The organism is Streptomyces sp. NPDC001903 (assembly GCF_042891345.1).
GTDB lineage: Bacteria > Actinomycetota > Actinomycetes > Streptomycetales > Streptomycetaceae > Streptomyces.
In genome coordinates, this window is record NZ_JBIASZ010000010.1 from 240,879 (window position 1) to 264,233 (window position 23,355).

General features: G+C 72.4%; 24 protein-coding genes and 1 riboswitch. Of the genes, 11 read left to right on the forward strand and 13 right to left on the reverse strand.

The annotated features are described in order from the left end of the window. Window positions 1-68 precede the first annotated feature (68 nt). A complete protein-coding gene (locus ACFYZS_RS23240) occupies window positions 69-308 on the forward strand; it encodes a bacterioferritin-associated ferredoxin (RefSeq protein WP_030863597.1) in 240 nt (79 codons plus the stop codon). A 35-nt stretch (window positions 309-343) separates the two neighbouring features. Here ACFYZS_RS23240 and bfr read toward each other — a convergent pair whose 3' ends face one another. Continuing rightward, complete coding sequence (gene bfr, locus ACFYZS_RS23245) at window positions 344-823, reverse strand: bacterioferritin (protein ID WP_389015688.1); 480 nt, start codon at window positions 821-823, stop codon at window positions 344-346. A 211-nt stretch (window positions 824-1,034) separates the two neighbouring features. On the opposite strand from bfr, the gene ACFYZS_RS23250 reads away from it, so the two are divergent. Then, window positions 1,035-1,667, forward strand: coding sequence for a sulfite oxidase-like oxidoreductase (locus tag ACFYZS_RS23250; RefSeq protein ID WP_389015691.1), 633 nt, complete (start codon window positions 1,035-1,037; stop codon window positions 1,665-1,667). Between the two features lie 55 nt (window positions 1,668-1,722). Here ACFYZS_RS23250 and ACFYZS_RS23255 read toward each other — a convergent pair whose 3' ends face one another. The 4 genes from ACFYZS_RS23255 to ACFYZS_RS23270 all read right to left on the reverse strand — a co-directional run bounded on the left by ACFYZS_RS23255 (window position 1,723) and on the right by ACFYZS_RS23270 (window position 6,256). After that, entirely contained in the window at window positions 1,723-2,241 is a 519-nt protein-coding gene (locus tag ACFYZS_RS23255) for a DUF4396 domain-containing protein (RefSeq protein ID WP_389015693.1), read from the reverse strand. A gap of 82 nt (window positions 2,242-2,323) precedes the next feature. Beyond that, the gene (locus ACFYZS_RS23260) at window positions 2,324-3,181 is read right to left on the reverse strand and encodes a deoxyribonuclease IV (protein WP_389015696.1); all 858 of its coding nucleotides are present in this window, start codon (window positions 3,179-3,181) and stop codon (window positions 2,324-2,326) included. 16 nt (window positions 3,182-3,197) lie between these two features. Continuing rightward, the gene (gene pknB, locus ACFYZS_RS23265; protein ID WP_389015699.1) at window positions 3,198-5,129 is read right to left on the reverse strand and encodes a Stk1 family PASTA domain-containing Ser/Thr kinase; all 1,932 of its coding nucleotides are present in this window, start codon (window positions 5,127-5,129) and stop codon (window positions 3,198-3,200) included. Between the two features lie 548 nt (window positions 5,130-5,677). Then, entirely contained in the window at window positions 5,678-6,256 is a 579-nt protein-coding gene (locus tag ACFYZS_RS23270; protein ID WP_376099558.1) for an HD family hydrolase, read from the reverse strand. A gap of 1,303 nt (window positions 6,257-7,559) precedes the next feature. On the opposite strand from ACFYZS_RS23270, the gene ACFYZS_RS23275 reads away from it, so the two are divergent. Next, window positions 7,560-7,757, forward strand: coding sequence for a hypothetical protein (locus ACFYZS_RS23275; protein ID WP_389015701.1), 198 nt, complete (start codon window positions 7,560-7,562; stop codon window positions 7,755-7,757). Between the two features lie 536 nt (window positions 7,758-8,293). On the opposite strand, the gene ACFYZS_RS23280 is transcribed toward ACFYZS_RS23275, so the two are convergent. The 3 genes from ACFYZS_RS23280 to thiO all read right to left on the reverse strand — a co-directional run bounded on the left by ACFYZS_RS23280 (window position 8,294) and on the right by thiO (window position 10,517). Further along, entirely contained in the window at window positions 8,294-9,088 is a 795-nt protein-coding gene (locus ACFYZS_RS23280) for a thiazole synthase (protein ID WP_389015704.1), read from the reverse strand. A 5-nt stretch (window positions 9,089-9,093) separates the two neighbouring features. Next, a complete protein-coding gene (gene thiS / locus ACFYZS_RS23285) occupies window positions 9,094-9,294 on the reverse strand; it encodes a sulfur carrier protein ThiS (RefSeq protein ID WP_030156043.1) in 201 nt (66 codons plus the stop codon). After that, a complete protein-coding gene (gene thiO, locus ACFYZS_RS23290; RefSeq protein WP_389015707.1) occupies window positions 9,291-10,517 on the reverse strand; it encodes a glycine oxidase ThiO in 1,227 nt (408 codons plus the stop codon). The genes thiS and thiO overlap by 4 nt, the downstream gene beginning before the upstream one ends. Continuing rightward, a riboswitch (TPP riboswitch) is annotated at window positions 10,515-10,627 on the reverse strand. (Overlaps the previous gene by 3 nt.) Window positions 10,628-10,731: 104 nt before the next feature. On the opposite strand from thiO, the gene ACFYZS_RS23295 reads away from it, so the two are divergent. From ACFYZS_RS23295 to ACFYZS_RS23315, 5 genes are all read left to right on the forward strand, one after another. Beyond that, entirely contained in the window at window positions 10,732-11,952 is a 1,221-nt protein-coding gene (locus tag ACFYZS_RS23295; RefSeq protein ID WP_389015709.1) for an NAD(P)/FAD-dependent oxidoreductase, read from the forward strand. Between the two features lie 79 nt (window positions 11,953-12,031). Beyond that, window positions 12,032-12,397, forward strand: coding sequence for an Rv2175c family DNA-binding protein (locus ACFYZS_RS23300; RefSeq protein ID WP_030863625.1), 366 nt, complete (start codon window positions 12,032-12,034; stop codon window positions 12,395-12,397). Window positions 12,398-12,533: 136 nt separating this feature from the next. Next, the gene (thiE, locus tag ACFYZS_RS23305) at window positions 12,534-13,196 is read left to right on the forward strand and encodes a thiamine phosphate synthase (RefSeq protein ID WP_389015712.1); all 663 of its coding nucleotides are present in this window, start codon (window positions 12,534-12,536) and stop codon (window positions 13,194-13,196) included. Between the two features lie 92 nt (window positions 13,197-13,288). Beyond that, window positions 13,289-14,206 carry a methylenetetrahydrofolate reductase [NAD(P)H] gene (gene metF, locus ACFYZS_RS23310; protein WP_389015714.1) on the forward strand — a complete coding sequence of 306 codons (918 nt, stop codon included), beginning with the start codon at window positions 13,289-13,291 and terminating at the stop codon, window positions 14,204-14,206. A gap of 51 nt (window positions 14,207-14,257) precedes the next feature. Continuing rightward, entirely contained in the window at window positions 14,258-15,232 is a 975-nt protein-coding gene (locus ACFYZS_RS23315; RefSeq protein WP_389015717.1) for a hypothetical protein, read from the forward strand. A gap of 61 nt (window positions 15,233-15,293) precedes the next feature. Here the strand turns inward: ACFYZS_RS23315 and ACFYZS_RS23320 are convergent, their stop codons facing one another. The 5 genes from ACFYZS_RS23320 to ACFYZS_RS23340 form a co-directional block, all read right to left on the reverse strand. Next, window positions 15,294-16,706, reverse strand: coding sequence for a phytoene desaturase family protein (locus ACFYZS_RS23320; RefSeq protein ID WP_389015720.1), 1,413 nt, complete (start codon window positions 16,704-16,706; stop codon window positions 15,294-15,296). Window positions 16,707-16,780: 74 nt separating this feature from the next. Then, the gene (locus ACFYZS_RS23325) at window positions 16,781-17,416 is read right to left on the reverse strand and encodes a DUF4126 domain-containing protein (protein ID WP_389015723.1); all 636 of its coding nucleotides are present in this window, start codon (window positions 17,414-17,416) and stop codon (window positions 16,781-16,783) included. Window positions 17,417-17,545: 129 nt separating this feature from the next. After that, on the reverse strand, window positions 17,546-17,947 hold the full coding sequence (locus tag ACFYZS_RS23330) for a DUF3040 domain-containing protein (RefSeq protein WP_389015725.1): 402 nt from the start codon (window positions 17,945-17,947) through the stop codon (window positions 17,546-17,548). A gap of 306 nt (window positions 17,948-18,253) precedes the next feature. Further along, window positions 18,254-19,012 (reverse strand): methyltransferase, encoded by a 759-nt coding sequence (locus tag ACFYZS_RS23335; protein WP_389015728.1) that lies wholly within the window; start codon window positions 19,010-19,012, stop codon window positions 18,254-18,256. Window positions 19,013-19,102: 90 nt separating this feature from the next. Next, window positions 19,103-19,594 (reverse strand): SAV_6107 family HEPN domain-containing protein, encoded by a 492-nt coding sequence (locus tag ACFYZS_RS23340; protein ID WP_389015731.1) that lies wholly within the window; start codon window positions 19,592-19,594, stop codon window positions 19,103-19,105. A gap of 196 nt (window positions 19,595-19,790) precedes the next feature. On the opposite strand from ACFYZS_RS23340, the gene ACFYZS_RS23345 reads away from it, so the two are divergent. The 3 genes from ACFYZS_RS23345 to ACFYZS_RS23355 are packed head-to-tail and all read left to right on the forward strand — an operon-like array spanning window position 19,791 to window position 23,339. After that, window positions 19,791-20,612 carry an ATP-binding cassette domain-containing protein gene (locus tag ACFYZS_RS23345; RefSeq protein WP_389015733.1) on the forward strand — a complete coding sequence of 274 codons (822 nt, stop codon included), beginning with the start codon at window positions 19,791-19,793 and terminating at the stop codon, window positions 20,610-20,612. Then, window positions 20,584-22,668, forward strand: coding sequence for a YhgE/Pip family protein (locus ACFYZS_RS23350; RefSeq protein ID WP_389015736.1), 2,085 nt, complete (start codon window positions 20,584-20,586; stop codon window positions 22,666-22,668). The genes ACFYZS_RS23345 and ACFYZS_RS23350 overlap by 29 nt, the downstream gene beginning before the upstream one ends. Window positions 22,669-22,712: 44 nt before the next feature. Further along, window positions 22,713-23,339, forward strand: a complete 627-nt coding sequence (locus ACFYZS_RS23355) for a TetR/AcrR family transcriptional regulator (RefSeq protein WP_030156018.1) — start codon at window positions 22,713-22,715, stop codon at window positions 23,337-23,339. The last annotated feature ends 16 nt before the right edge of the window (window positions 23,340-23,355 follow it).

A 23,355-nucleotide genomic window follows, 5' to 3' on the forward strand; every position in this document is an offset into this window, starting at 1 on the left:
ACGGTTAGGTAAGCCTCACCGAATACGGGATGGCTGCAGAAACCATTCCTGTCAGGGAGGTGAACCGCGTGTACGTCTGCTCTTGCTTCGGTATCACCGACAAGCAGGTCAAGGACCACGCGGCCGCCGGGGCCTGCACCCCCCGCCAGATCGCCTCGGTCACCAAGGCCGGCACCGACTGCGGATCCTGTGTGCGCACCATCCAGGGCATCCTGGGCCGCGGGGCCTGCCCGCGCCGGGAGCTGCTGGAGAAGGGCAACGCGGCCGCCGTGCTCGCCGCCGATCCGGAGCTCGCGGAAGCCGCGTAGGGCCCGCGCGAGCCATGGGGGCGTGAGCCCGCGGCTCAGCTCTCCGGCTGTTCGATCAGCTGCGCGATGTAGAGCGGCTCGCCGATGCTCTCGATGAGCTCCAGCTGGGTGTCCAGGTAGTCGATGTGGTGTTCCTCGTCCGCCAGGATCTCCTCGAAGAGCCGCGCCGAGGTCACGTCGCCCTTGCCGCGCATCACCTCGATGCCGCGCTTGAGGCGGTCGATGGCCTCGACCTCGACCTGCCGGTCGGCCTGGAACATCTCCGTCAGGGTCTGGCCGACCCGTACGTGGAAGAGCCGCTGGTAGTTCGGCAACCCGTCCAGCATGAGGATGCGCTCGGTGATCTTGTCCGCGTGCTTCATCTCATCGATGGACTCTTCACGCGTGTACTTCGCGAGCTTGGTCCAACCCTTGTTGTCCTGGATCCGGTAGTGGAGCCAGTACTGGTTGATCGCCGTGAGCTCGCCGGTCAACTGCTCGTTCAGAAACTCGAGGACCTCGGGGTCGCCCTGCATCGCAGAGGCTCCTTCCAGGCAGTGTCAGCTACGTGACGGGGCTGGGGGTGTGGCCGGTATCGCCCCAGTCGTGACTGGGGGAGTGCGCGCATCCTTGCACCGCCGCAGGGGGGCGTCCAGTAAGTGCCTCCTTAGTGTGAGTTGGCGTGAGTTGCCCGTATAGGGGCATACCTGGTCGTGACCACCCTGCCGCGTCTGTCACCATGGAGACATGGGTCAGCCGGAAAGCCGGGAATCTCCGGGAGCAGAGCAACTGGAGCTTCCTCCGGGGCAGCGGCTGCAGCGCGGCTGGCCGGTCACCCACTACGGCCCGGTCCCCAAGTTCAAGCCGGACCGCTGGGAGTTCCGCGTCTTCGGGGCCACCGCCGACGGTGAGAAGCACTGCTGGAACCACGAGGAGTTCACGGCCCTGCCGTTCGAATCGGTCGTGGCGGACCTGCACTGCGTGACGAAGTTCAGCATGCCGGGCGCCGAGTGGGGCGGGGTCATGGCCCGCGAGATACTCGCCCTGGCGCCGCCGTCGCCGCAGGTCACGCACGTGATGGTGTGGGCCGAGTACGGCTTCAGCTCCAATCTGCGGCTGGCCGACTTCGCCGGCGACCGGACCGTCTTCGCCACCCACGAGGGCGGCGAACTGCTCACGGCCGAACACGGTTTCCCCGTACGCCTCGTGGTGCCGCACCTGTACGCGTGGAAGGGCCCGAAGTGGGTCCGCGGCATCGAGTACATGACCGCCGACCGCCGCGGCTTCTGGGAGGAGCGCGGCTACCACAACATCGGCGACCCCTGGCGCGAGCAGCGCTACTCGTACCAGGAGGAGCCCGGGGACGGCCCCGAGCTGTAGGCCGTGCCGTGTGGATCGGGCCGGGCTCGCGGCGCAGGGCCCGCCCTCCCGCCGGTCAGTGGTACCGGTGGACGACCGCGTGGCCCTTGCCGCGGCCGATCAGCCACTTGTTGACCGGGGTCGTCACCACGAAGGCGAGCGCGAGCGAGATCGCCAACGCGATCCAGAACAGTGCCTCCGAGAGGTGTGCGTCCATCGCTCCCGGCCAGAGCGCGATCACGCCGTTGTCGATCAGCTCCATGACGGCGATCGAAAGAGTGTCCGCCGCCAACGCCACCCGGACGGCCGTACGCAGGTCCACGCCAGCGGCGAGGATCCCGCGCAGGGTGAGCGCGTAGCCGAAGAAGAACGCCAGGGCGATGGCCAGGATCATCGTCGGAACGTTCCCCCAGCCCAGTGCCGTGCCGATGACCATGCCGAGGACCTCGCCGACGGCGCATCCGGTGAGGCAGTGGAGCGTGGCCCGGGCGGCCGTGGCCCAGCTCGCCCCGGTGCGGCCGGCGGGGTGGTGTCCGTGGTGCTCGTGCCGCTCGTCGTGGCCGTGCTGCTCGTGGTGCGCGTGTGCGTGTTCCATCGGAACCCCCTGGGGATGCCGGACGACGATCCTGCGTACAGGGGAACCGTATACCCCCCAGGGGTATTCCGCGCGTCGGCGGTCAGTGAAGTCCGCGCAGTTCCTTCAGCAGGGCCACGTCCGCGGCGTGGCCCTCCTTCCCGCCCGGGGTTTCGGTGATCAGCGGGACCCCCTCCATCGCGGGGTGCGCGAACAGCTCGGCGAAGGCGTCCCGGCCGATGTGGCCCTGCCCGATGTTGGCGTGGCGGTCCTTGTGGGAGCCCACGCCCTCCTTCGAGTCGTTGGCGTGGATCAGCTTCAGCCGCCCCTCGCCCACGGTGTCCACCAGCAGGTCCAGCGTCTGCTTCGTCCCGCCCGGCTCCGCCAGATCGTGCCCGGCGGCGAAGACGTGGCAGGTGTCCAGGCAGATCCCGAGCTTGGGGTGGTGGTCGAGCGCCTCGAAGTACGGGCCGAAGTCCCAGGTCCGCGAGCACAGCGAGGAACCCTGCCCGGCCGTGGACTCCAGCAGCAGGAACGGGTCGTCCTCGTGTACCAGCTCGTCCAGCAGCGGCAGCATGTGCTCCCTGACCTGCGCGTACGCGGCCTCGCGCGGACGGCCTCCGGTCGCCGAGCCGGTGTGCACGACCACCCCGAGGGCGCCGATCTCCCGGCCGCGGCGCAGCGAGTGCCGCAGCGACTCCACCGACTTCTCCACGGTCGCCTCGGTGTGCGAGCCGAAGTTGATCAGGTACGGGGCGTGGACGTACGCGGGGATCGACTCCCGCGCGCACTGTGCGCGGAACAGCTCGTCCTGCGCCGGATTCCCCACCGGAGTGGCCCAGCCGCGCGGATTGGCGACGAAGACCTGTACGGCCTCGGCGCCCATCTCCCGCGCGTAGGTCAGCCCCACCGAGGCGAGCCCGCCGGCGACCGGGACGTGGCCGCCCACGGGATTGCGCATGGCCTGGTCCATCCCTCTACAGCCCCTTGGTCCGCAGGACGATCGTGCTGCCCTCGGGCGCGCTCTGGCCGCCCGGCACCGACTGGGCGTCCACCGTGTTGCTGAAGGAGATGAGCGGACGCTCCACCTTCACCTTGAAACCGGCCGCTTCCAGCGTCCTGCGGGCCACGTCCGCCTCCTGGCCGACCACCGGCGGCACCGGGATCTGGCGGGGCCCCTTGGACACGGTGAGCGTCACCGTGTCACCGGAGGCGGCCTGGGCGCCGGCGCCGATCGACTGGTTGGCGACCGTACCGGCCGGCAACGGCGAATTGACCTGGTCGGGGGCGGTCTCCACCTTGAGGCCGAGGTCCTGGAGGGCGGCCCGCGCCTGGTCCAGGGGCCGTCCGACCACGTTCCCCACCTGTACCGGCCGGCCCTTGCTGACCACGAGCGCGACCGCCGTGTCGGGGGAGCGCTTCTGTCCGCCCGGCGGGTCGGTGGAGATCACCGAACCCTGGGCGACGTCCTGGCTGAACGCCTGCGTGACCATGCCGGGCGCCAGCCCGCTCTTGACCAGCTCGGCCTTCGCCTCCTCCAGCGGCCTGCCCTTCACGTCCGGTACGAAGACGACCTCCGGGCCGCGCGAGATCGTCAGCGCCACCGCGCCGTTGCCGCGGATGCGCTTGCCGCTCTCGGGGTCGGAGTCCATCACCGTCCCGCGGTCGAAGGTGTCGCTGAACTTGCGGTCCACCCGCTTCACGCCGAGGCCGGCCGCGGACAGGTCGGACTTGGCCTGCGCCTCCGTCTTGCCGAGCAGGTTGGGGACCTTGGTGAACTGGCCCGAGTTGATGTACCAGACCCCGGTGCCGATGCCGAGCGCGAGCAGCACGCCGACGATGGCGAGCAGCGTGCCGCGGCGCGGTCCGCGCGGGCGGGAGCGGGAAGGGACCGGCGCCGGGGCCTGCGCCGGCGTCGCCGCAGGGCGGTCCGGGAGCTCCAGCCGGGAGGTCCGGTCCACGGGCGGCTGCGCCGCGAGGGGGCGCGGGATCACGCTCGTGCGGTCCTCGGTGGCACTGCGGTCCTCGGCACGCGCCTGCGGCGGCACGGCGTCCAGCTCGGCGTCGCCGAGCAGCGCGCGGGCGTCGAGGGCCAGCCCGAGCAGTCCGGCCGCGTCGGTGGGCCGCAGCTCCGGATCGCGGGCGGTGGCGTACGTGACGAGCTGGTCGAGGACGCCGGGCAGCCCCGGGACGGCGGCCGACGGGGGCGGCACGTCCTCGTGGAGGTGCTGGTAGAGGACCTGGGCGGGGGTGCCGCCGGTGTGCGGCTTGGAGCCGGTGAGCATCTCGTACAGGACGACACCGCAGGCGTAGACGTCCACGCGGGTGTCGGTGACGCCGTTCTCGATCTGCTCGGGTGCGAGGTAGGAGACGGTGCCGAGGACGGCGCCGGTGGTGCTGGTGACGGTGTCCACGGACCGGACCAGGCCGAAGTCCGCGACCTTGACCCGGCCGTCGTCGCCGATCAGGACGTTCTCGGGCTTCATGTCGCGGTGCACGAACCCGGCGCGGTGGGCGGCGCCGAGGGCGGCGAGGACCGGCTCGAGGATGTCGAGGGCCGCGCGGGGCCGGAGCGCACCGCGCTCGCGGAGCACGTCGCGCAGGGTGCAGCCGGACACGTACTCCATGGCGAGGTACGTGTACGGCCCGTCGGTGCCCTGGTCGAAGACGGCGACCACGTTGGGGTGCGCGAGGCGGGCGACGGACTTGGCCTCGCGGATGAAGCGGTCGACGAAGCCGGCGTCGGCGGCGAGCGCCGGGTGCATCACCTTGAGGGCGAGCACGCGGTCGAGGCGGGTGTCGACGGCCCGGTAGACCGTCGCCATGCCGCCGGCCGCGATGCGGGCGTCGACGCGGTAGCGGCCGTCGAGTGTCTGCCCGACGAGGGGGTCATCCAGGGTCGTATCCACCCGGCGATTCTACGAGCCGGTGCGTCGGGGCCGTCCCGGGTGTCCAGGCTTGCAGCGCAGCCGTGACATGGAGGGGACGTACGGGTCCCACGGCCCGGGCCCGCCATCTCCCCCTCGGCCCCCCGGGGCGGGTCGGCGGCTGCCCACCCGCCCCCTCGTCCGCGGGCCGGTGGTCCGGGTCAGCCGTACCCTCCTGGGCCGGATCGGAGAGGGTTCGGGGGCTTCCCGTCAGTCCCATCGTCCTTCCGTGCCGCGCCGGCCCGTCAAGGGCGCTCCTCCGTCGCGTCGCCACGCGATGGCCTTCGGCCACCCTTGACCGACCGCCCCGCCCCGGAAAGACAAGGACTGCCGGGAAACCCCCAAAGGAACGGCACGGTCCACAGGAAAGGGACGGGTCTCTCAGCGATGAGACGAGGGGCCGGGGCCCGGCTACCCGCACCACATGCTGACCAGCCTCCTGCGGAGCACCCACGCGCAACAGGTAGCTACGCGCTCCGCTTTTCTCGGCGACTGACAGCCGCCTGGGGCCGATCAGACCGTCAGGGCAATCAGGGCTGCTCGCCCATGGCTGCGCGGAGCCAGTTCAGGGTGCCTTGGGCAAGGAGTTCGTCGGCGAGGCGCTGGGCGGTTTCGGTGGTCAGTCGGCCGCGGCTGTTGTCGATCCACCGTTGCGCGTTCGCGTAGCCCTGCGCCTTGTATTCGATGCCTTGGAGCATGCATTCCAGCTTGTCGGCGTCACGGGCACAGATCGATTCGGGCGTCTCCTTGGCCTCGTACTCCGCGACGAGGTCCTGGATGGTCGAGGCGAGGAGGTCGGGCATGCCGGCCGTCTGGTCGGCCGTGATCGCGGCGGGGTCGGCAGAGGAGGAGTACTTCTTGCCCAGGTGGTTCACGTCGCCACTGCGGGTTTCCTGGGTGTCGTGCCACACCGCGAGGAAGGCTGCGCGGGCCGGGTCGGCTCCCTCCAGCTTGGCGATGACGGAAGCGATCAGAGATGTGCGCCAGGAGTGCTCGGCCACGCTCTCGGGGTTGTTGACGCCGGCCATCCACCAGCCTGTGCGGCGTGCGTTCTTGAGCGTTCCGGCCTCGTAGAGGAAGTGCGCCACCGCGGACAGGTCGTCAGCCACGTCTGTCTCCTTCTCACGCCTCAGCGAGGCGGATCGCGTACCGAATGCCTTCGAGCTCGCGACGCGCTTCTGTCGAGGGCCCGGTCCCATCCAACAGCACGGGCATCCGGGCCCGCAGGTCTCGGGTGGGTTCACCAAGTACTGGAAGAGCTTGTGCCCTTGCCAGGTGGTGGCATCGGTTTCCACGATGAAGTCGTCGGACAGCTGGAGGTGCGCTGCCTCTCCGATCCAGTACGCCCAGTAGTTGAGGTTGGCGGTTTCGCCCAATTCATCGCCTTCGAGCGTGGTGGAGATGAAATGTCCCATGCGCTCTCGGTCACCTTGACGAGCCGCAACGGTGGCCACGGAACGGGCACTGAGCCAACGGGTGAGCCAGTCGTCGGGCCGCTCTGCCTTCTGCTGCTGCAGCAGCCAGTCGACGGTATCCGCTGCCTGGTCGTAGCCCACGAGGTACAGGGCTTGTCGGCGCAGCAGGAACTGATCAGCGTCTCGGGCCTCTTCGGCCGTCGTGCGCAGGTACTGGAAGAACCGGGTGCGTTCTACCGCAGCCAGCTCAGGCCCGTTTGGCACCGGGCCGCGACGGGAGCGACTCGAAGGCGGCAGCGCACGCATGGACTCCGGGGCTTCGCCGTTGAGTGGCCAGGCCAGGATTTCCACAAGGTCGCGTTGCATGACCCACAAGCCGAGAGGGCTGCCGTTGGTCGGCTCATCCCCTTCGAGGGCGCTCAGCAGCAGGACGTCTGCCTCCATCGCCTTTTCCAAGGCAGTGAGTAAGACTGCCGGATTCCCACCCCGCGATGGCATCCGTCGAGAGGTGAAAGGCCTCCGCGAGGCTGTCCTGCGTGTGTCCTAGCTGCTCCCGGATGACCCGGAAGACGTACCCAGAAACCGTTCCGAGGCGGTTGGGCCGTCGGCTTCCCGGACCAGCGGTCAGGGTGGCGCGCCCCTTGCCGACCACAGCACCTCCCTGATCTCGAATTCTTCGCCAAGTACCCGTACCAACGGTCACTTCGACCGGCAGGGTGACCTACCTACGCTCGTGTGCGCGGTAACAAACAGACCACTCAGCGTAGCGACATGGAGGCCGTCGTGAATGCGGCAGAGACAGGCGCAGCCGACGGAGGGCCTCCGTCCGGCAATCGCCCTTGTGGCTCCTGGTCGGAGCCGAAGGGTGCTTCCGCGCCCAGCCCGGCGCTTCTCACCCGAGCGCGCGCCGGCTGGGAGCACTTCGTCGATTCCATGGAGCAGGACGAAAATGAGTGAGTGCTACGAGTACATCCCGCACCGGCTCCTTCGTCGTCGCGTGCGCGACATTGCCTCCAGTGCCGAGGGCGAGCTGATGGCTGTGATCAACGAGAACGTCTCGGACAGCGGGGTGGAGCGATGGGTGCGGCTCGCCTACATCCGGGACGCGACCGGCCTCGAATTCACAACGGCAGTCCGCAACATCGTGCCCGCCGAGTACGTCGAAGCCCCGGAGGGCTGCCTGGACCGACGATGACCGCCGAGTCGACTCGCACGCAGACGGCCTGCGGACGCTGAGAGATGAGGAGCGCGTAGCGATCTGTTGCGCTTCGGTGGTCCGCAGGGCGGTCTGGTCGCTGTTTCATGCGGGTGCCGTCGCCGTTGGCCTGTATTGCGGGCGCAGCGGCGCAGGTGCGTGGTCGGCCGGCCCGTAGGCGGGTCGGCGCTTCGCTGAGGTGGCCGCTCCCGTTGCTCCTGCCCTCTGACCGTCCTTTCGGGGGTTTCCCGGCGGTCCTTGTCTTTCCGGGGCGGGGCGGTCGGTCAAGGGTGGCCGAAGGCCATCGCGTGGCGACGCGACGGAGGAGCGCCCTTGACGGGCCGGCGCGGCACGGAAGGACGATGGGACTGACGGGAAGCCCCCGAACCCTCTCCGATCCGGCCCAGGAGGGTACGGCTGACCCGGACCACCGGCCCGCGGACGAAGGGGCGGGTGGGCAGCCGCCGACCCGCCCCGGGGGGCCGAGGGGGAGATGGCGGGCGCGCGCCGTGGGACCCGTACCCACCCGCCCCCCGTCAGAACGCCGGGCGTTCCGGGTCCAGGGCGGCCCGGCCCTCGGTCGGGGAGGAGGCCTCCGCGAAGCGGCGCTGGGGGATGCGGCCCGCGCGGTGGGCCAGCCGGCCCGCCGAGATCGCGTCGCGCATGGCCGCGGCCATCAGGACCGGGAACTGGGCCCGGGTGACCGCCGAGGCCAGCATCACCGCTGCGCACCCCAGCTCCATCGCCAGTGCCACGTCCGAGGCCGTGCCCGCCCCCGCGTCCAGGATCACCGGAACACCGGCCCGCTCCGCGATCAGCTCGAAGTTGTGGGGGTTGCGGATCCCCATCCCCGATCCGATCGGCGACCCCAGCGGCATGATCGCCGCGCAGCCCACGTCCTCCAGCTTGTGGGCGAGGACCGGGTCGTCGTTCGTGTAGGGGAGGACGGTGAAGCCCTCGTCGACCAGGGTCTCCGCCGCGTCGAGGAGCTCCACCCCGTCCGGCAGCAGCGTCCGCTCGTCCGCCACCACCTCCAGCTTGATCCAGTCCGTGCCCAGCGCCTCCCGCGCGAGGCGCGCCGTCAGCACCGCCTCGCCCGCCGTGAAGCACCCGGCGGTGTTGGGGAGCACGGAGATGCCCAGGCGCGTCAGCACCGACAGCACGGAGCCCTGGACCGTCGGGTCCAGCCGCCGCATCGCCACCGTCGTGAGCTCGGTGCCGGAGGCGACCAGCGCCCGTTCCAGGACGTCCAGGCTCGGCGCCCCGCCCGTCCCCATGATCAGACGGGACGAGAAGGTCCGGCCGCCCAGCACGAAAGCGTCGTCCGCCATCGCGTTCAGCCCCCCTGTACCGCGGTGAGGACCTCGACCCGGTCGCCCTCGCCGACCGGCGTGAGCGGCCACTGTCCGCGCGGGACCACGGTCTCGTTCAGTGCCGCCGCGACGCCGGAGGGCGCCGCGGTGAGCGTGGCGACCACCGCGTCGAGGGTGGTGCCGGCCGCGATCTCGCGCGGCTCGCCGTTGACGGAGATGGTCATGCGTACGACTCCTGACGTGCGGTGGAGAACCGGCGCGGGGTGAAGGGGCGGGCGATCTCCGGCATCGTGCCGGTGGTCAGCAGCTCCGCCATCACGTCGCCGGTGAGCGGGGTCAGCAGCACCCCGTTGCGGTAGTGCCCGGTGGCCAGGTGCAGGCCGGGCAGGTCGGTCGGGCCGAGCAGCGGGGCGTTGTCCGGGGAGCCGGGCCGCAGCCCGGCCCGGGTCTCGGTCAGCGGCAGTTCCGTGATGCCGGGCACCAGCTCGTGGGCGTCGCGCAGGAGCTCGTACACCCCGCCCGCGGTGACCGTGGTGTCCCAGCCGAGTTCCTCGCTGGTGGCCCCGATGACGAGCTCGCCGTTCTCGCGCGGCACCAGGTACACGTGGCTGCCGCGCACCACCGCCCGTACGGTCCGCGACAGGAACGGCGCGTACGCCCGCGGCACCGCGAGCCGCAGCACCTGCCCCTTCACCGGCCGTACGGGGGGCAGGACCTGGGGCGGCACGCCGGCCAGCCGCCCGCTGAGCGAGCCCGCGGCCAGCACCACCTGGTCGGCGCGCAGCTCCGTGCCGTCGTCGAGCCGTACGCCGACGGCCCGGTCGGCGGCGGTCAGCAGCCGCTCCGCGGCCGCCCGGCGGATCTCCACGCCGGCGCCCTCGCAGGCGGCCAGCAGCGCGGCGGCCAGCCGGCGCGGATCGACCTGGTGGTCGCCGTCCACGCGCAGCCCGCCCCGTACGCCCGGGGCCAGCATCGGCTCCAGGCGCCGGCACTCGCGGCCGGTGAGCCACTCGGACTCCAGGCCGCAGCGGCGCTGGAGGGCGTGCAGCTCGCGCAGGTGCAGCCGGTCGTCGGCGTCGAGGGCGACGGCGAGCGTGCCGCAGGCGCGGTATCCGATGTCCATCCCGCCGCTGGCCTCCGCCAGCTCGGCGGCGAACTCCGGGTAGCGGGCGGCGGAGGCGAGGTTGATCCCCAGCAGGGTCTCCTCGCCGTAGTGCAGCTCGGTGACGGCGGCGAGCATGCCGGCGGCGACCTGTGCGGCGCCGCCGCCGGGCGCGGGATCGGCGAGCACGGTCCGCAGCCCGTGCCGGGCCGCCCGCCAGGCGGTGACCAGGCCGATGATCCCGCCCCCGATGACGAGGACGTCGGACCCTGTGGACCCTGCGGACCCTGCGGACCCTGTGGATCCGGGGGATCCCGCTTCGGATCCCTTCCGAGATGAGTGCATGGGCGTCCAGCCCCTCCCTTCGCCGGCATGACCCGGATCAGGTTCGTACGGTCGGAGGCCGCTCAGCCTCCCTCTCAGCCCGGTCCGCCCGGACTCCCGCGATAGGTACGGGCGCCAGCCTAACCCCGGCGCCGGGGGCGGGTAAGGCTGCCTCCCCGGCCGCCGTGCCGGGCCGTTGTTCCTGACGAGCCGTCAGATCGCTAGGCTGGGCGGCGTGAGCGAGCAGACGGAACAGACTCAGAGCGGCGTCGTCATCGTCGGCGCCGGAATGGCCGGAGTGCAGACCGCGGTCGCGCTGCGGGAGCAGGGGTGGCGCCGCCCGATCACCCTGCTGGGCGCCGAACCCCACCAGCCGTACGACCGGCCTCCGCTGTCGAAGGCGGTGCTGCTCGGCAAGGCCGAGGACTCCGCGTTCGACGTGGACTTCGAGGGGCTCGGCATCGTGCTGCGGCTCGGGGTGGAGGTCACCGGGCTGCGGGCCGCCGAGCGCGAGCTGGACACGGAGGCGGGTCCGGTCCCGTACGACGTCCTCGTCCTGGCGACCGGCGCCGAACCGCTGACCCTGCCCGGGTCCGAGGGCGTCCCCGGGGTACACCTGCTGCGCACCCTGGACGACGCGGCCCGGCTGCGGCCGGTGCTGGCCCGCACGCCGGCGACCGTGGTGGTCGGGGCGGGCTGGATCGGCGCCGAGTTCGCCACCGCGGCGCGCGAGGCGGGCTGCGCGGTGACCGTGGTCGAGGCGGCGGACCGGGTGCTGGCGGGGGCGCTGCCCGCGGAGGTCGCGGCTCCCATGGCCCACTGGTACGAGGAGGCCGGGGCCGCCCTGCTGACCGGCGCCAAGGTCTCCTCGGTGGAGTCCGGGCGGGTCCTGCTCGCGGACGGGCGGGAGCTGCCGGCGGGCGCCGTGGTCGTGGGCATCGGGGCCCGGCCGGCGACCCGGTGGCTCGCGGACTCGGGCGTCGAGCTCGGGCCGGAGGGCGCGGTCACGGCGGACGAGTACCTGCGGACCACCGTGCCCGGGGTGTACGCGGTCGGCGACTGCGCCTCCTTCCCGTCGGCCCGCTACGGGGCGCGGCTGCTGGTGCACCACTGGGACAACGCCCTGCAGGGGCCGCGGGTGGTCGCGGCGAACATCGTGGCCGGGAGCGCGATGCAGGTCTACGACCCGGTGCCGTACTTCTGGTCGGAGCAGTTCGGGCGCTTCGTGCAGTACGCGGGGCACCACGCGGGCGCCGACGAGCTGGTGTGGCGCGGGGACCCCGCCGAGGCGGGCTGGTCGGTGTGCTGGCTCCGGGGCGGGGCGCTGGCCGCGGTCCTGGCGGTGGGCCGGCCGCGGGATCTGGCGCAGGGGCGGAAGCTGATCGAGACGGGCGCCCCGGTGGATCCGGCCAAGGTCGCCGATTCCGCGGTCCCGCTGAAATCGGCGCTGGTCTAGGGGGTCTCCGGCGGCGGCGGGGACCCGGACGGGTCGGCCCGGGTACCGGGTGTCGGTGCGAGGTGGCAGGCTTGTGCCCGTGACCGAGATTGACGCAAAGATCGATGCCCTTGTCCCCGCCTGGCTGTACGTCCCCGACATCGCCGAGATGCTCGACATCGAAGTGACCCGGGTCCGCCAGCTGGTCAAGGAAGGTCAGCTGATCGCCGTACGCCGGGGCGAGAACCGTTCGCTCCAGGTGCCCGCCCCCTTCATCGACGGTGACAAGATCGTCAAGGGCCTGCCCGGCCTGCTGACCGTGCTCCGCGACGACGGCTTCTCCGACGAGGAGATCCTGGAGTGGATGTTCACCCCGGACCCGACCCTGCCCGGCACCCCCGCGCAGGCGCTGAGCGAGAATCGCGGCACGGAGGTGAAGCGCCGCGCTCAGGCGCTCGCCCTCTGACCCGAGAGACCCGAGAGACCGGAGAGACCCGGGCGGCCGGAGCAACCCGGCGGCCCGGGTGATCCGAGCCGCCTGATCCATCCGCGGTGCGCGGGCCCTGGACGGCCCGTGCACCGCATCCACCCCGGGGGTACCCATGTCCGCGATCGTGTCCGCGAGCGCCCAGCTGTCCGACGCCCGGCTCTACCTGTGCACGGACGCCCGCAAGCGGCAGGGGGACCTCCCCGAGTTCCTCGACGCGGTCCTGGCCGGCGGCGTGGACATCGTCCAGCTCCGGGACAAGGGCATGGAGGCCGGTGAGGAGCTCGAACACCTCCGGGTGTTCGCCGAGGCCGCCCGCCGGCACGGCCGGCTCCTCGCTGTGAACGACCGCGCCGACGTCGCCCACGCCATCGGCTCCGACGTCCTGCACCTGGGCCAGGACGACATCCCGGTGCCCGCCGCCCGCGGGATCCTCGGCGGGGGAGTCCTCATCGGCCGGTCCTGCCACGCCGAGTCCGAGGTCGACGCCGCCGTCGCCGAGCCGGGCGTGGACTACTTCTGTACCGGACCCTGCTGGCCCACCCCCACCAAGCCCGGCCGGTACGCCCCCGGCCTCGGGCTCGTCCGGTACGCCGCCTCGCTGGCCCCCGCCCGCCCCTGGTTCGCCATCGGCGGCATCGACGCCGGCAACCTCGACGAGGTCCTCGACGCCGGAGCCACCCGCATCGTGGTCGTCCGTGCGCTGACCGAGGCCTCCGACCCGGGCGCGGCCGCCGCCGACCTGGCCAAGCGGGTCCGCGAGCGCGTTTCCGCCTAAGGCTTCACCGGCCGCCCGTGCAGGTGTCCAAAAACGTGTCCAAAAGGCGGACACGGCTTCGGCGTCCGCGAAGGCGCGTCTAACCTGCCCGTATGGCCCTTGGTACCGCTTCCACCCGTACGGACCGTGCACGCACGGTCCGCGACCTGCTGGCGTCCGGGAGCCCGTCGTACTCCTTCGAGTTCTGGGCCCCCAAGACGGAGAAGGGCGAGCGCAACCTCTGGAACGCGCTGCGCCGGATCGAGGCGGTGGGCCCGAGCTTCGTCTCCGTGACCTACGGGGCCGGCGGCTCCACCCGCGGCGGCACCGTCAAGGCCACCCAGGAGATCGCCGCCGACACCACCCTGACCCCCGTCGCGCACCTCACCGCGGTCGACCACTCCATCGCCGAGCTGCGCCACGTGATCGGCCAGTTCGCCGACGCGGGCATTCGCAACATGCTGGCCCTGCGCGGCGACCCGCCCGGCGACCCCATGGGTCCCTGGGTCGCGCACCCCGAGGGCGTCCACTACGCCGCCGACCTGGTCCGGCTGCTCAAGGAGTCCGGCGACTTCTGCGTGGGTGTCGCGGCCTTCCCCGACATGCACCCGCGCTCGGAGGACTGGGACACGGACATCCGTCACTTCGTGGACAAGTGCCGCGCGGGCGCGGACTATGCGATCACCCAGATGTTCTTCGATCCGGAGAATTATCTGCGGCTGCGCGACAGTGCCCAGAAGGCGGGCTGCGAGACCCCGATCATCCCCGAGGTCATGCCTGTTGTGGGCATCAAGCAGCTCGACCGGCTGCCGCAACTGAGCAACGCAGTCTTCCCCGCGGACGTGAAAGAGCGCATGCTCGCCGTCAAGGACGATGCGGCCGCTGTACGCTCCATGGGGATCGAGTTCGCCACGGAGTTCTGCGCGCGGCTGCTGTCCGAGGGTGTCCCGGGGCTGCACTTCATCACGCTGAACAATTCCACGGCGACTCTCGAGATCTACGAGAACCTGGGCCTGCACCAGCGGGCCTGATCGGCCGGCCCCCGTTTCCTGGGCGGTTGGCCGTACCGAGAGGTGCCACGCATGGGAATGACGGTCCTCTACATCGCGTTCGGTTTCGTCGCGCTGTGGCTGCTTGCCGAGGTCCTGATGCAGTACAAGGCCCGGCTGCGCTGGCGGTTGCTCGCGTTCGCCGGGTTCCTCGGTGTGGTCGCGGGGGTCGTCCTGCCGTCGGTGCCGGTCATCGGCCTCGGCGCGGCCGCGTTCGCCCTGGGCCAGACCTTGGTGACGCTCTCCTTCCGCAAGGGCTTCGAGGCGGGCTGGGCGCTGCGCCGCGGCGGCGAGCCCGTACGGCAGCAGAACCGGCGCCGCAAGGCGGGCGGGGCGCGCCCCGGCCCCGCGCTGAAGGTGACCGGGCTGGAGTACGGGCCGGGCGGGACGGAGCCGGACCCCGAGGGCGCGGACCGGGCCGACGAGCCCGACCAGGCGCGGCCGGAGCCGCAGTTCCAGGCCGCGACCGAGGACTTCTACAGCCCGGAACCGCTGCCCGAGGACACGGGCTCGTACGGGATACAGAGCTTCGCCCCCACCGCCGACGCGGGCCGGACGGCGGCCTTCGCCTCGCCGTTCGCCACGGCCGAGCAGGACGCCCACCAGTACGCGCCCCACTACGACGGGCAGGGCTACGACGGGCAGGGCTACGGCGCGCAGGGCCAGGGCGGCTACGACTACTCCGCGGGCTATCCGACGGGCGGCGAACAGCAGGTCTACGCCGCCTACTCGGACCCGTACATCGGCACCGGCGGGGCCGTGATCCCGCAACAGCCGTACGACTACGCGCCGTACGCCGACTACTCCGGCGCCGACCCGTACGCGGGCGGGCAGCAGCAGTACTCGACGGACACCCCGCCCGGCGGGGTGTGGGTGCCGCAGCAGCGGTCCACCGAGGGGGCCGCCGCGGGCTACCCCGGGGACGAGCAGAACCCGTACCCGCAGCAGCAGCAACCGCAGCAGTACCCGTACCAGGGCACCGGCGAGTACGAGCAGTACCGGTACTGACCCGCGAGGGGTACCGGAGCGCGGGCGAGCCCCCGGGGGACGTTCCCCGGGGGCTCCTGCGTCACTGGGAGCCGCGGAAGCCCGCGCCCTCCACGATCAGACCGGCCACCAGGGCACCGGTCATCCCGGCGTGCGCCAGCCCGCCGCCGGGGTGCGCCCAGCCGCCCGCGAGGAACAGCCCGGGCAGGGCGGTGGTGTTGGCGGGGTAGAGCATCGAGCCCCCCGCTCCGGCGAGCGCGGGCGGGGGCACCGCGCCGCCCAGTGCGCCGGTGTCCGCCTCGATGTCCGCCGGCGTGCGCTCGCGCGTCCACAGCAGCCTCTCGCGCAGTCCCGGCACGGCCCGGGCCGCCAGGTCCAGCAGCTCCTCCGCGCGGGGCGCAGGGGCGCCTCCAGGGCCGCAGAGGGCGCTCACGGTGATCGCCTCGTGGTCCGCGTCGGGCCGCACGGCGGGATCGTCGGGGCGCAGCACGGTCAGCTGGGCGGTGGGGGAGTGGACCAGGGTGCGGTGGACGGCGTCCGCGGGGCGAGCGCCGCGCAGCGCGAGCAGCAGCGTGGTCCGGCCGGCCACCCCCGGCCCGCGGGCGGGGGCCCCGCCTTCGGGCAGCGGGGCCCGCAGCTGCCGCGGGTCCACCCCGCAGACCACGTGGTCGGCGGCGACCTCGGAGCCGTCGGCCAGCAGCAGCCCGGCTGCGCGGCCGCCCCGCTCCAGGACCTCCCGTACCGGCGTGTCGAAGACGAAGGCCACCTTCCGTTCGAGGCAGCGCTCGTACACGGCCGTGGCCAGCGCCCGCATCCCGCCGCGCGCGTACCAGCTGCCGAAGGTCTGCTCCATGTACGGGAGCACGGCCGCCGAGGCGGGGGCGGTGGCGGGGTCGACCCCGTACGCCCGCACCCGGGCGGCGAGCAGTTCGCCGAGCTCCCCGCCCAGTTCGCGGTCGGCCACCTCGGCGAGGGTCGGGGGGCGGCGGCGCAGCAGGCCGCTCCTGCGCACCGCGGGGTACGGATCCCTGCCCAGTACCTGCCAGTCGGGGCGCAGCGGCTCCTCCAGCAGGGGGCGGCGGGTGGCGTCCCAGGCGTCCCGGGCCCGGCCCAGGACCCCGTTCCAGCGCTCTCCGGCGCCGGCGCCGAAGGCCTGGTCGAGGACGGCGGCGGCGCCGCCGCGCGAGCCGCCGGGGAGGGTGACGCAGGTGCCGTCGGCGAGGACGTGGCGGACGGCCGGGTCGACCTGGACCAGCTCGACGCAGTCCTCCAGCGGCCGCTTGCCGGTCTTGACGAACAGGTCGCGGTAGACGGCGGGCAGGTGCAGGAGGCCCGGACCGGTGTCGAAGGCGAAGCCGTCCCGCTCGTACCGGCCGACGGAGCCGCCGTAAGCGGCCCCGCGTTCGTACACCGTCACCCGGTGCCCCGCCACGGCCAGCCGGGCCGCCGTCGCCATCGCGCCCATGCCGGCGCCGATCACCGCAATTCGTGCCATGCGGATGACCCTATCGAGCGGGATCGGGGGAGGCCGGAGGAGGCCGGGCACGGTCGGCGGGAGGTCGGCCGAGGTCAGCCGGGTGGTACGGCGGCCCGCGCGGCCGCCTCGCGCTCCTCGGCGGCGAGCCGCTTCTCCTCGCGCCGCTGGGCCCGGCGGCGCAGGAAGCGGCGGATCCGGCTCCACAGGAAGACGAGTATGGCCAGACCGGCCGCGAGCAGGACGGCCGCGATGACGGCGGCGGCCTGGGGGTTGAACATCGCGAAGGTGACGATGGCCGCCACGCCCAGGTCCTCGCCGGTGCTCAGCGCGATGTTGCTGAACGGCTCCGGTGAGGTGTTGACGGCCATCCGGGTGCCGGCCTTGACGAAATGGCTGGCCAGGGCGGTGGAACCGCCGACCGCGCCGGCGGCGAGGTCGGAGAGCGATCCGCTCTGGCCGGCCAGCAGGGCGCCGACCACCGCCCCGGCCACCGGGCGGATCACGGTGTGCACCGCGTCCCAGACGGAGTCCACGTACGGGATCTTGTCGGCGACGGCCTCGCAGAGGAACAGCACGGCGGCGACGATCAGCACGTCGGTGCGCTGGAGGGACGCGGGGACCTCGTCGGTCAGTCCGGTCGCGCCGAAGAGGCCGAGCAGGAGGACCACGGCGTAGGCGTTGATCCCGCTGGCCCAGCCACTGGTGAAGACCAGGGGGAGCACACTCACCGGGCCATCATGCCGCAGGACCGGGCCGCGGCAGGGGCGATCGGGGAGACGGGGCGCAGCAGCACGGCAGAGACGTGAGGGGACGGCCGCCGTACGGCGGCCGTCCCCTCACCGGTGTCTGCGGGGGGCCTACTGCCCCTGTTCGTCGCGGCGGCGCTGCCACCGCTCCTCGATGCGGGTCATCATCGACCGACGCTGGCGGCCCCGGCCGTGGGCCGAACCGCCTGCACTGCCGGAGACGGGCTGCTCGCCAGGCTTGGGTGCCTTGCGCCAACCGGTGACCACGAGGACCGTACAGCCGAGCATGACGAGGAATCCCACCACGCTGACCCAGAGTACGTTCGGAATGATCACACCGGTCATGAGGAGCGCGATACCCACCACAATGCCTGCGACTGCCTGGTAGACCCGTCGCCGGGTGTACGTACGCAGTCCGCTTCCCTCAAGCGCTGTCGCGAACTTGGGATCTTCGGCGTACAGCGCTCGCTCCATCTGCTCGAGCATTCGCTGCTCGTGCTCCGAGAGCGGCACGGGAGTCCTCCTCATCCGTCGGTCGCGGGGGGTAGCGACCAGGGGTCCCCTTCAGGATAGGCGGGGAATCGCCCCCGTGATACCCGCCCTCTGCGCAAGGTTCCAAAACACTGCCCGAAGAAGGCACCGCCCGAAAAGGCGCCGCCCGAGCCAAACCTTGCGCGAAACCGTACCGCCGGGTGGGCGGTCATGAGGCGCTTATTCCCCACTGGCCCGTCCACCATGCCGGTCACTGGGCACGATCATACGGGGCCCACCGGCTGAACGGAGGGTGTCCGGCGTACTCCCTGAGCGGAACTCCGCAGATCAGGCGCGCTTGCCGCCGAGGACGTGCAACTGGGTGGCGACCGCGTGGAAGGCGGGCAGCTCGGCGGCCGCCTCCTCCAGGCGCAGCAGCGCCTCGACCGCACCCGGCTCGGTGTCGACCAGGACACCGGGGACGAGGTCGGCGAAGACGCGGACCCCGTGCACCGCGCCGACCTCCAGGCCGGCCCCGCCGACCAGCTCGGCGAGCTGCTCGGCGGTGAAGCGGCGGGGGACCGGGTCGCCCGCGCCCCAGCGGCCGGCCGGGTCGGTGAGCGCCGTACGGGCCTCGGTGAAGTGGCCGGCGAGGGCGCGGGCCAGCACGGCCCCGCCGAGGCCCGCGGCCAGCAGGCTGAGCGTGCCGCCGGGGCGCAGGGCGGCGACCGCGTTGGCCACGCCCTCGGCCGGGTCGTCCACGTACTCGAGCACGCCGTGGCAGAGCACCACGTCGTACGCGTCGCGCTCGACGACCTCCAGCAGGCCCTGGGCATCGCCCTGCACCCCGCGGACCAGGTCGGCCACGCCCTCCTCGGCGACCCGGCGCTCCAGCCCGAACAGCGCGTTCGGGCTGGGGTCGACCACGGTCACCCGGTGGCCCAGCCGGGCCACCGGCACGGCGAACTTGCCGGTGCCGCCACCGGTGTCCAGCACGTCCAGCACATCCCGCCCGGTCGCCTTCACCCGGCGGTCGAGGGCCTCCTTGAGGACCTCCCACACCACGGCGGTGCGAAGGGAGGCGCGGGGGCGGGAAGTGTCCGACACGGCTGATGGCTCCTCGGCGCGACAAGGGGGTGAGAGATGCGTGCCCCACCCTATTGCCTGCACGATGCCGTGCCGGTCACCCCGCCCTGCTCAGCCCGCGTCCGGATGCTCCGGGTGCTCGGGGCGGGGCTGGGGCAGCGTCGGCGCGGGCGGCTGGAGGGCCAGCATCCGCTCCACCAGCCGCAGGAACATCTCCACGGCACGCACCAGATCGTCCGCGTCCCGGACCGACGCCGCGTCCGGTATCCCCGCCTCGGCCCGCGCCCGGCGGTCGGCGCCGGAGGCGAACAGCGCGCTCCACTCCGTCAGCTCCGGTGCTATCTCCGGCAGTACCTCCCACGCGCTGCGGATCCGGGGCCTGCGCCGCGCGCCGACCGGCTCCGGCTTCCCGCGCGCGGCGAGCACGGCCGCGGCGGTGCGCAGCGCGGCGAGGTGGGCGGTGGCGTACCGCTCGCCCGGCCGGTCCAGCCGGACGGCCTCGGCCAGGCCGGAGCGGGCCTTGGCGAGCAGATCGAGCGCGGCCGGCGGTGCGGCCGACCTGCGCGGGACGGGGTGGACAGGGGACGGGGACGGTGTGGCCATGACGAACCTCCTGTCGTTGCGTACTGCCGTGTCTGTGTTTGTGCCTGCCCCCATCGTGACGGTCGCCACTGACAATCCGGCTGACCTGCGGCTTTGTCCTCGCTTTCCGGTCAACTGCCCCCCGCCGCACATCCGGTGCCGCCGAAGGTGCTAGTTTTTGAACTGACCGGTCAGTTCAAAAGAAGGGGGGCGCGGCGTGGACAGCCCGCACGGAGCGGCCGTCAAGGCCGAGGACTTCGGACTCAAGGGCCCGCGCGGCTGGGTGTTCCGGGGAGTGCGCCTCGACGCGGAGCCCGGCTCGCTCATCGCCGTCGAAGGCCCCTCCGGCAGCGGCCGGACCTGCCTCCTCCTCGCCCTCACCGGACGCATGAAGGCCACCGAGGGCCACGCCGAGATCGCCGACCACCGGCTGCCGCGGCACATGACCGCGGTCCGCCGGGTCGCCGCCCTCGGCCCGGTCACCGGGGTCAACGAGCTCGACCAGTCCCTCACCGTCGCCGAGCAGCTGCGCGAGGGCGCGCTGCTCCAGCGCCGCTACGAGGGCCCCGTCCGCGCCCTGCTGCGCCCGCGCGGCGAGCGCCGCGCGGGCACCCGGTCCCGGATCGACGCCGCCCTGGCCGCGGCCGGGCTGGACCTCGCCACCCTCCCCAAGGGCCCGCGCACCTCGGTACGCGACCTGGAGCGCCTGGAGGCGGTCCGGCTGTCCGTGGCCATCGCCCTGCTGGGCGAGCCGCGACTGCTGGCCCTCGACGACCTGGACCTCAAGCTCTCGGACGCCGAACGCGCCGAGGCCTGGACCCTGCTCCGCTCGATCGCCGCCGCCGGGACCACGGTCCTCGCGGTGTGCAGCGAGGCGCCGCGGGACGTGACGGTCCTGCGCACGGGCGCCGCCGAGGCCGGGGCCGAGCCCGCCGCCGGCACGGACGAGAACACCGAACAGGCCGAGCAGGCCGAACAGACCGACGACGACACCACGAAGGGGGCGGACGATGCGCTCGCCGAAGCTGGCCGCGCTTGAGCTGAAGCGGTTCGGACGGGGGAAGCTGCCCGTCGCCGCCCTCATCGCGCTGCTCCTGCTGCCACTGCTGTACGGCGCGCTGTACCTGTGCTCCTTCTGGGACCCGTACAAGAACCTGGACAAGGTGCCCGTCGCCCTCGTCAACGCCGACAAGGGCGCCACCGTCGACGGTCGGCACGTCGACGCCGGCGGCGAGATCGCCAGGAAGCTCCACGACAGCAAGACCTTCGACTGGCGAGAGGTCAGCGCCGACGAGGCGGCCGAGGGGGTCGAGAAGGGGACGTACTACCTCTCCCTCACCATGCCCGCCGACTTCAGCACCAAGGTCACCTCGAGCGCGGGTGACGATCCGACCACCGGCGCCCTGCAGGTCCGTACGAACGACGCCAACAACTACATCGTCGGCTCGATCTCGCGCACCGTCTTCTCCGAGGTCCGCTCCGCGGCCTCCACCAACGCCTCCCGCGGCTTCCTCGACAAGATCTTCGTCTCCTTCTCCGACCTCCACGACAAGACCGCCGAGGCCGCCGACGGGGCCGACCAGCTCAAGGACGGAGCCGGCAAGGCCCAGCAGGGGGCCAAGGAGATCGCCGACGGCCTCGACACGGTCGAGGAGAAGAACGGGGAGATCACCGGCGGGCTGAAGAAGCTCAACTCGGCCGCCGGCAAGCTGGAGTCCGGCACGAAGGACATCGCCGACGGCACCCAGACCCTCGCCGACAAGGTCGGCGGCGCCGCCTCCCAGGCCAAGCCGATCCTCAAGGACCCCAAGCAGATCGCCGACACGGCCATCCTCGTCGCCGACACCGCCAAGGTCGTCAACAACCACCTGGACACCTTCGCCAAGAAGGCCCCGGCGGCGGCCTCGGTCACCCAGCGGGTCTCCGCCGGCGCCTCCGACATCTACGCCAAGACCTGCACGGCCGGCACCCAGCCGGTGCCCGCGACCTGCCCCCAGCTGAAGAAGCTCAAGGACGACGCCGCCGAGGCCGCGCTGCTCGCCGGCGACGTCAACACCCTGGTCAAGGACACGGGCGGCGACCTCGGCAAGCTCAAGCGCCAGCTGGCCGACCTGGAGAAGCAGGCCCGCGACCTCGCCGCGGCGGCCCCCGGCCTGTCCTCCAAGCTCGATGCCGCCGTCGCCCAGGTCAACGCCCTCAACGCCGGCGCCCACAAGGTCGCCACCGGCATGGGCCGGCTGCACACCGGCCTCGGCAAGGCCACCGACGGCTCCGAGGCCCTCGGCGACGGCGTCGGCAAGCTCGGCGACGGGGCCCACCGCCTCGACGGCGGCATGTACAAGCTCGTCGACGGCACCGGAGAACTCGCCGGCGGCCTGCACGACGGCGTCGGCAAGATCCCGGACTACGACCAGCAGCAGCGCGACACGCGCACCCAGGTGATGGCCGACCCGGTCAAGCTCGCCAACCAGTCGCTGCACAAGGCGCCCAACTACGGCACCGGCTTCGCGCCGTACTTCATCCCGCTCTCCCTCTGGGTCGGCGCGATGGTCGCCTACATGCTCATCGCCCCGCTGAACCGGCGGGCCCTGGCCGCGGGCGCCTCGCCCTGGCGGATCGCCTTCGCCGGCTGGCTGCCCGTGGTCGGCATCGGCGCCGTGCAGGTGCTCGCCCTGATGTCCGTGCTCCACTGGGGCCTCGGCCTGGAGATGGAGCGCCCCGCGCTCGCCATCGGCTTCCTCGCGCTGGCCTCCGCCTGCTTCGCGGCGATGGTCCAGTGGCTCAACGCGAAGTTCGGGGCCGCCGGCCGGATCCTCGTCCTCGTCGTGCTGATGCTCCAGCTGACCTCGGCGGGCGGTACGTACCCCGTTCAGACCAGCCCCGCCTTCTTCAACTGGATCCACCCGTACCTGCCGATGACCTACATCGTCGACGGGCTGCGCCGCCTCATCTCCGGCGGGGACCTCACCCGGGTCTGGGTCGGATGCGGGGTCCTGGCGGCCTTCACCGCGGGATCGCTCGTCCTCACCGCGCTCGCCGCCCGCGGCAAGCAGGTGTGGACGATGGACCGCCTGCACCCGGAACTGAGCCTGTAGGGACCGGGCCCGGAGAGATCGGTTGACCTGTGAGAATCAGCGCCATGGAACGCAGCAGCACCGGTACCGGCGGCGGCCGCCGGCAGGCGACCCGCCAGAAGCTCTACGAGGCGGCCGTCACCCTCATCGCCGAGCAGGGCTTCTCCGCGACCACGGTCGACGAGATCGCCGAGCGGGCGGGGGTCGCGAAGGGCACCGTCTACTACAACTTCGCGAGCAAGAACGAACTCTTCGAGGAACTGCTGCGGCACGGGGTCGGGCTGCTGACGGCCTCCCTGCGCGACGCGGCCGAGGAGACCGAGCGGCGCGGCGGCAGCCGGGTGGAGGCGCTCGACGCGATGATCCGGGCCGGACTCGTGTTCATCGACCGGTACCCGGCCTTCACCCAGCTGTACGTCGCCGAGCTGTGGCGGACCAACCGGGCGTGGCAGTCCACGCTGATGGTGGTCCGGCGGGAGGCGGTGGCCGTCGTGGAGACGGTGCTGCGGGAGGGTGTGGAGCGGGGGGAGCTGAGCGCCGAGATCGACGTGCCGCTGACCGCCGCCGCGATGGTGGGCATGGTGCTGGTGGCCGCGCTGGACTGGCAGTCGTTCCAGAGCGAGCGGTCGCTGGACGACGTGCACTCGGCGCTGTCGCTGCTGCTGCGGGGCCGGGTCAGCGGGAACCGCTGAGGGGCGGTCCGGATGG

Excerpts from the sequence above, each read along its gene's own strand:
- thiS (WP_030156043.1), bottom strand. The coding sequence starts at position 9,294 with ATGACCATCTCCGTCAACGGCGAGCCGCGCGAGATCGCGGCCGGCACC.
- ACFYZS_RS23340 (WP_389015731.1), bottom strand. The coding sequence starts at position 19,594 with ATGGCCACACCGTCCCCGTCCCCTGTCCACCCCGTCCCGCGCAGGTCG.
- metF (WP_389015714.1), top strand. The coding sequence starts at position 13,289 with ATGGCCCTTGGTACCGCTTCCACCCGTACGGACCGTGCACGCACGGTC.
- ACFYZS_RS23350 (WP_389015736.1), top strand. The coding sequence starts at position 20,584 with ATGCGCTCGCCGAAGCTGGCCGCGCTTGAGCTGAAGCGGTTCGGACGG.
- ACFYZS_RS23280 (WP_389015704.1), bottom strand. The coding sequence starts at position 9,088 with ATGGCGGACGACGCTTTCGTGCTGGGCGGCCGGACCTTCTCGTCCCGT.
- bfr (WP_389015688.1), bottom strand. The coding sequence starts at position 823 with ATGCAGGGCGACCCCGAGGTCCTCGAGTTTCTGAACGAGCAGTTGACC.
- ACFYZS_RS23260 (WP_389015696.1), bottom strand. The coding sequence starts at position 3,181 with ATGCGCAATCCCGTGGGCGGCCACGTCCCGGTCGCCGGCGGGCTCGCC.
- ACFYZS_RS23315 (WP_389015717.1), top strand. The coding sequence starts at position 14,258 with ATGGGAATGACGGTCCTCTACATCGCGTTCGGTTTCGTCGCGCTGTGG.
- thiE (WP_389015712.1), top strand. The coding sequence starts at position 12,534 with ATGTCCGCGATCGTGTCCGCGAGCGCCCAGCTGTCCGACGCCCGGCTC.
- ACFYZS_RS23250 (WP_389015691.1), top strand. The coding sequence starts at position 1,035 with ATGGGTCAGCCGGAAAGCCGGGAATCTCCGGGAGCAGAGCAACTGGAG.
- ACFYZS_RS23255 (WP_389015693.1), bottom strand. The coding sequence starts at position 2,241 with ATGGAACACGCACACGCGCACCACGAGCAGCACGGCCACGACGAGCGG.
- ACFYZS_RS23320 (WP_389015720.1), bottom strand. The coding sequence starts at position 16,706 with ATGGCACGAATTGCGGTGATCGGCGCCGGCATGGGCGCGATGGCGACG.
- ACFYZS_RS23355 (WP_030156018.1), top strand. The coding sequence starts at position 22,713 with ATGGAACGCAGCAGCACCGGTACCGGCGGCGGCCGCCGGCAGGCGACC.
- thiO (WP_389015707.1), bottom strand. The coding sequence starts at position 10,517 with ATGCACTCATCTCGGAAGGGATCCGAAGCGGGATCCCCCGGATCCACA.